Origin of the sequence: Streptomyces sp. NPDC060194, from assembly GCF_042728285.1 — a bacterium.
Taxonomy (GTDB): Bacteria; Actinomycetota; Actinomycetes; order Streptomycetales; family Streptomycetaceae; genus Streptomyces.
Genome location: NZ_JBHWZH010000229.1, coordinates 1 through 5,966, shown reverse-complemented (window position 1 = coordinate 5,966; position 5,966 = coordinate 1). Strand labels below are relative to the sequence as shown.

The 5,966-nt window shown below is 74.0% G+C and carries 3 protein-coding genes; 1 reads left to right on the top strand and 2 read right to left on the bottom strand.

All coding sequences use genetic code 11. From position 1 onward, the window contains the following. Nucleotides 1-44: 44 nt before the first annotated feature. On the bottom strand, nt 45-1,304 hold the full coding sequence (gene serB / locus ACFWEG_RS27940) for a phosphoserine phosphatase SerB (protein ID WP_387220600.1): 1,260 nt from the start codon (nt 1,302-1,304) through the stop codon (nt 45-47). Between the two features lie 181 nt (nt 1,305-1,485). Then, entirely contained in the window at nt 1,486-3,123 is a 1,638-nt protein-coding gene (locus ACFWEG_RS27935; RefSeq protein ID WP_387220597.1) for a streptophobe family protein, read from the bottom strand. 256 nt (nt 3,124-3,379) lie between these two features. Between ACFWEG_RS27935 and ACFWEG_RS27930 the strand changes: the two genes are divergently transcribed. Next, complete coding sequence (locus tag ACFWEG_RS27930) at nt 3,380-5,920, top strand: FHA domain-containing protein (protein WP_387220594.1); 2,541 nt, start codon at nt 3,380-3,382, stop codon at nt 5,918-5,920. Nucleotides 5,921-5,966: the final 46 nt, after the last annotated feature.

The following is a 5,966-nucleotide window of genomic DNA, read 5'->3' as shown; positions in this document are numbered from 1 at the left end:
ACCCGGGGCCGTCTCCCGTGTCCTCCGCGGGGGAGGGGCCCCGGTCAGCCCTCGCCCGGCTCCACGTGGCCGTCCGACGCGTCCGCGGCCTCGACCTCCTCGCGGGTCACCCCGAGCAGGTAGAGCACGGTGTCCAGGAACGGCACGTTGACGGCCGTGTGCGCCGCCTCCCGCACCACCGGCTTCGCGTTGAACGCCACTCCGAGCCCGGCCGCGTTCAGCATGTCCAGGTCGTTCGCGCCGTCGCCGATCGCCACGGTCTGGGTCAGCGGCACCCCGGCCTGGGCGGCGAACCGGCGCAGCAGACGGGCCTTGCCGGCGCGGTCGACGATCTCCCCGACCACCCGGCCGGTGAGCTTCCCGTCCACGATCTCCAGCGTGTTGGCGGAGGCGAAGTCGAGCCCCAGCCGCTCCCGCAGGTCGTCGGTGACCTGCGTGAACCCGCCCGATACCACGCCCACCTGGTAGCCCAGGCGCTTGAGGGTGCGGATCAGGGTGCGAGCGCCGGGGGTCAGCCGCACCTCGGCGCGCACCTTCTCCACCACCGAGGCGTCGAGCCCGGCCAGCAGCGCGACCCGCGCGTGCAGCGACTGCTCGAAGTCCAACTCGCCGCGCATCGCCGCCTCGGTGACCGCGGCGACCTTGTCCTGGCAGCCCGCGTGCGCCGCGAACAGCTCGATGACCTCGTCCTGGATCAGCGTGGAGTCGACGTCCATCACCACGAGCCGCTGGGCGCGGCGGTGCAGACCGGCCGAGACCACCGCGATGTCCACGCCGAGCACGGACGCCTGGGTGGCCAGCGCGGTCCGCAGCGGCTCGGTCTCCGCCCCGGAGACCGCGAACTCGACCGCGGTGACCGGGTACTTGGCGAGCCGGAAGATCCGGTCGATGTTGCCGCCGGTGCCGGTGATGGCCGCGGCGACCGACGCCGTGGACTCGGCGGTCAGCGGGTTGCCGAGCACGGTGACGTGCGAACGGCCGCTGCCGCGGGGCCGGTTGTCGCCGATCCCGGAGATGATCTCGGCCTGGAGCTTCAGCGACTCCGCCCAGTTGTGCACGGTCGAGCGCAGCTCGCCCTCCGTCCCGGCCGGCGGCTCGCCGACCAGCGCGCAGAGCACGATCCGGCCGCGGGTCACGACCTGCTCGATGTCGACGACGTCGACGCCGAAGGCCGCGAGGGTGTCGAAGAGGCCGGCGGTGATCCCGGGCCGGTCCTTGCCGAAGATCTTCACCAGAAGGGTGGCCCGCTCCGGTGCCGCGGGGGAGTCCTGCCGGGGAGCCTGCTGGGGCTGCGATGCGCTCATGGTCGTCCCACCGTATCGGGCCCCCGACCGGCCCGGCGCACCCGTCCCGAGGACCGGACAGCCGTACGGGGCCCCGCCGCCGCGAGTCGCCTTGCGCCGTCGCCGTCGCCGTCGCCGTCGCCGTCGCCGTCGCCGCCGCCGGTCGCCTTGCGCCGTCGCGCCGGAGCCGTACGGCCCCCCGTCAGCGCCTCGTGCCCGGCACTCCGGGCGGCGGGGGTCCGTCCCGCCCGTCGTCGTCGGCCCGCCGCACCGGCCGGGCCCCGCGCTGCCGGGGAGGCGGCTGCGGCCGGGCGACCGTCGGCGAGCCGTGGACGTCGTCCGGCAGGCGCAGGTAGGGGTTGGTGTCCGCGTTCGGGGCCCGGTAGGGGTCCGACGGGCGGTACGGGCCCGGCAGGTACGCCAGGTCGGGGTAGGTGCGGCCCGACGCGTGCCCGGGCCCCGCGGTGCCCCGGGCGAAGGCGGTGGCCGCGGAGCCGGCCGCCCCCGACAGGCGCGCGAGCAACGCTCCGGCGAAGCCCGCCGCGGCGCCCCACAGCGCGCCGAGCGCCGCGGCGGCCGGGACCTCGCCGCGCAGCGCGAGGCCCGCGTCGAAGGCGTCGTAGCCGAGTACCGACAGGGAGGCGTCCGCGGAGAGCGCCGATACCCCGGTGAGCAGGGCCAGCGCCGCCGCCGTGGCCGCCGCCGTCGGGACCGCGCAGCGCACGGCGAACCGGAACGTTCCGAGCCGCCCGCCGCCGCGCCGGGCGCGGTCCGGGGTGCGGACCGCGGTCAGCACCCCGGCGAACAGCATCAGCAGCCCGGCGGCGAGCGCGAGGAACCACAGCCGCCCGTCCAGCTCGGCCGCCCGGGCCAGGTTCAACTCCCGTTCCGTGCCGCCCGCGAGCAGCCGGTCCACCGGGTCGGGCAGCCACCCGGCCAGGCTGCCGGAGGCCCGGCCGTGCCACGGCACCCCGAGACCGAGCGACACCCCCGGCCAGACGCCGTTGGGCGCCCCGAGCAGGGCCGCCCCCGCGATCCGCCCCGGCCGCTCGTCGCCGAGCAGCGCGAACCCGGCCGCGCCCCACCCGGCGAGCACCGCGACCAGGAACACCCCGGTGAGCGCGGAGACGGCCGGCCGCACCGCCCGGTGCAGCACGTCGAGGGCCGGCGGCAGCGGGGTGCGCCGGGAGGCGAGCAGCGCGAGCAGGAGCACGGCGAGCACCCACGCGGTGGCGCCCGCGAGCGTCTCGGGGACCCGTACGGTGAAGCCGACCGCGGCCTCCGCGTCGGCGAGATCGCCGAGCCGGTCCGGTAGCAGGCCCCCGACGTCGCCCCAGCCGCCGGGCAGTTCGGTGTCCGCGATATCCGATCCGCCGGGAACGTCGTCCAGTGCGAGCGCCCGCCCGTCGAGTGTGATCACATCGTGACCCGCCCAGGCGAGCCCGCCGACGGTGGCGACGCAGACGGCGGCCGTCGCGGCGACCCGGGCCGCCAGTTCGCGGCCCGGCACGGTGAACCCCGCCCCCCGCAGCGACCGCAGGAACACCACTCCGAGGAGCAGCGCGCCGACCAGCGTCACCCCCAGCGGCACGGCGTCGACGGCCGTCGACGCCTCGGGGCCGCTCAGACCGAACGCCTCGACGTCCCCCGACGGCGTGACCTGGCCGCCCACCGCCAGCGCCACCACCGCCGCCGTCATCCGGGGGAGCGAGCCGCCCGCCCCGTCCGCGCCGAGCAAGCGCAGCGCGCCGGCGGCCACCACGGCCATTCCGGCGAACGCCCACCCCACCGCCGCGACCGCCGGGAGCAGCACCCGGCCCCACGGTGTCCTGCTCGCCATCGAGGCCCCCCGGGTGTCCGACGACTCGTCCCGTCGCGCGTGATCCGTACGGAGTCCTCCGCACTCATGGGCGCTTCCCACTGTCCGGCCGGATTTGACCTCACGTCAACGGCGCGCGGTGGTGGGCCCGTACACGCTCTTCACAAGGGTCGGGTTTCGGTCGGGCGGCTGAGCCTGAAATAGTTCCTCCCGATGTTCGCCATCCCTAGACTCCCTGTGTCAGGGGCTTCTCGGGGGACAACAAGTGGGGCATGGAGTGCCGGAACTCGTACTGGAAGTGAACGGACAGACCTGGACGCTCGATCCGTCCAGGTCGTACACCCTCGGACGTGATCCGCAGGGGGATGTGACGATCGACGACGCCCGGGTCTCCTGGCGCCACGCCACGGTCAGCTGGGACGGCCGGACCTGGTTCGTCGAGGACCACGGCAGCACCAACGGGACGTTCCTCCAGGGCGCGCGGATCCGTCAGCGCACGGAGATCCGTCCCGGCGCCACCGTCCACCTCGGCAACGCCACCGACGGCCCCCGGCTCGCCCTGGCCGGTTCCGGCGAGGCCGCCGCGGCCGTGGCCGCCTCCCAGCAGGCGGCGCGGGCCGACCGGCCCGCCGCGGAGGCCGCCCCGCCGGTGCACGAGGCGCCCGCACGTCCCGAGCGGTCCCGGCCGGCCGAGCAGGACTGGCAGCAGCCCGCCGCCACCCCCCAGGAGCCGCCCCGCGTGCCCCGGCAGCAGGCCCCGTCCGGCGGCGCCGCGGGAGCCCCGCCGAAGTACGGCGACCGCAGCCCGACCACCTTCCACCAGATGGCGCTCGGCCGCCGGATGCGCATCGGCCGCGCCCTGGAGAACGAACTGGTCGTCTCCGACCTGCAGGTCTCCCGGCTGCACGCCGAGTTCACCGCCACGCCCGACGGCCGCTTCCAGATCACCGACCTCGGCAGCCACAACGGCACCTACGTCAACGGCCAGCCGATCGCGAAGAACGGCACCGTGCTGATCGGCACGGACGACATCGTCGGCGTCGGCCACTCCACCTTCCGGCTGGTCGGCGACCGGCTGGAGGAGTTCGTCGACACCGGCGACATCTCCTTCTCCGCCCGCCACCTCACCGTCACCGTCGACGGCGGCAAGCAGATCCTGCGGGACGTGTCCTTCGGCGTCCCGGAGAAGTCCCTGATCGCCGTCATCGGCCCCTCGGGCTCCGGCAAGTCCACCCTGCTCAAGGCGCTCACCGGCTACCGGCCCGCCAACCAGGGCGACGTCCTCTACGACAACCGCAACCTCTACAAGCAGTTCGCCGAGCTCCGCCAGCGCATCGGCCTGGTCCCGCAGGACGACATCCTGCACAAGGAGCTGAGCGTCAAGAAGGCCCTGAAGTACGCGGCCAAGCTGCGCTTCCCCGCCGACACCACCGAGCGCGAGCGCGAGGCCCGCATCGACGAGGTGCTCGGCGAGCTCAAGCTGGACATCCACAAGGACAAGAAGATCACCTCGCTCTCCGGCGGCCAGCGCAAGCGCGTCTCGGTGGCCCTGGAGCTCCTCACCAAGCCCTCGCTGATCTTCCTCGACGAGCCCACCTCCGGCCTCGACCCGGGCATGGACCGCGACGTCATGCAGCTCCTGCGCGGGCTCGCCGACGACGGCCGCACCGTCCTCGTCGTCACCCACTCGGTGGCCGAACTCGCCCTGTGCGACAAGCTGCTCGTGATGGCCCCCGGCGGCTCCGTCGCCTACTTCGGGCCGCCGGAGGAGGCACTCAACTTCTTCGGCTACGACACCTGGGCCGATGTCTTCTCCGCCTTCGAGAACTACCGCGACTACGACTGGGCGGGCCGCTGGAAGGGCTCGCAGCACTACCAGATGTACGCCGCGGACCTCGACGCCGAGGCCGCGCAGCCGGTGCACACGCCGAACGTGCAGACCGTCAGACCGCCCAAGCCGCAGGGCTGGCTGTCCCAGCTCGTCACCCTGGTGCGACGCTACGCCGCGGTGATCGCCTCCGACCGCGGCTTCATGGCCCTGATGGTGCTGCTGCCCGCCGTCCTCGGCGCGGTCAGCCTCCTGATCGAGCCCGACCAGGGCCTGACGCCGAACCCGCCCCGCGCCAACGGGACCGTCGTCCCGAACGGCACGGCCACCACCGTGCTGCTGATCCTCGCCGTCGGCGCCTGCTTCGCCGGCGCCGCCAACTCCGTCCGCGAGCTCATCAAGGAGCGGGTGATCTACGAGCGCGAGCGGGCGACCGGCCTGTCCCGCTCGGCGTACCTGATGTCCAAGGTCATCGTGCTCGGCGTGATCACGGTCATCCAGGGGCTCATCATCGGCGGCATCGGCTTCACCACCCGCGAGATCCCCGAGGAGGGCCTGGTCATCGCCGGGATGCCGCTCCTCGAACTGTGCCTGCCGATCATGGCGCTCGGCTTCGCCGCGATGATGTTCGGCCTGGTCTTCTCCGCGCTGGTGAAGACGGCCGAGAAGACGATGCCGCTGCTCGTCATGTTCGCCGTCGCCCAGCTCCCGTTCACCGGCTGCCTGTTGATACTCAACGGGGCGGTCGGCGTGAACGAGGTCTCCTACCTGTTCCCCTCCCGCTGGGCGGTCGCCGCGGCCGGCGCCACCCTCGACTTCAACAAGATCTTCCCCGACCAGGAGGACCCCTCCAACACCGACCCGCTGTGGGAGCAGTCGGCCGGGGTCTGGGCCCTCGACATGGGCGCGATGCTCGTCCTCGCCCTGATCTGCGGCATCCTCGTCTCGCGCTTCCTGCGCCGCCACGAGCCCGAGGTCATGCGCAAGTAGCGGCGCCACCGCACGCACGAGGGCGGCCACCCGATGACCGGGTGGC

Bases quoted from the DNA above. Each gene is read 5' to 3' on its own strand.
- serB (WP_387220600.1), bottom strand. From the start codon at position 1,304: ATGAGCGCATCGCAGCCCCAGCAGGCTCCCCGGCAGGACTCCCCCGCG.
- ACFWEG_RS27935 (WP_387220597.1), bottom strand. From the start codon at position 3,123: ATGGCGAGCAGGACACCGTGGGGCCGGGTGCTGCTCCCGGCGGTCGCG.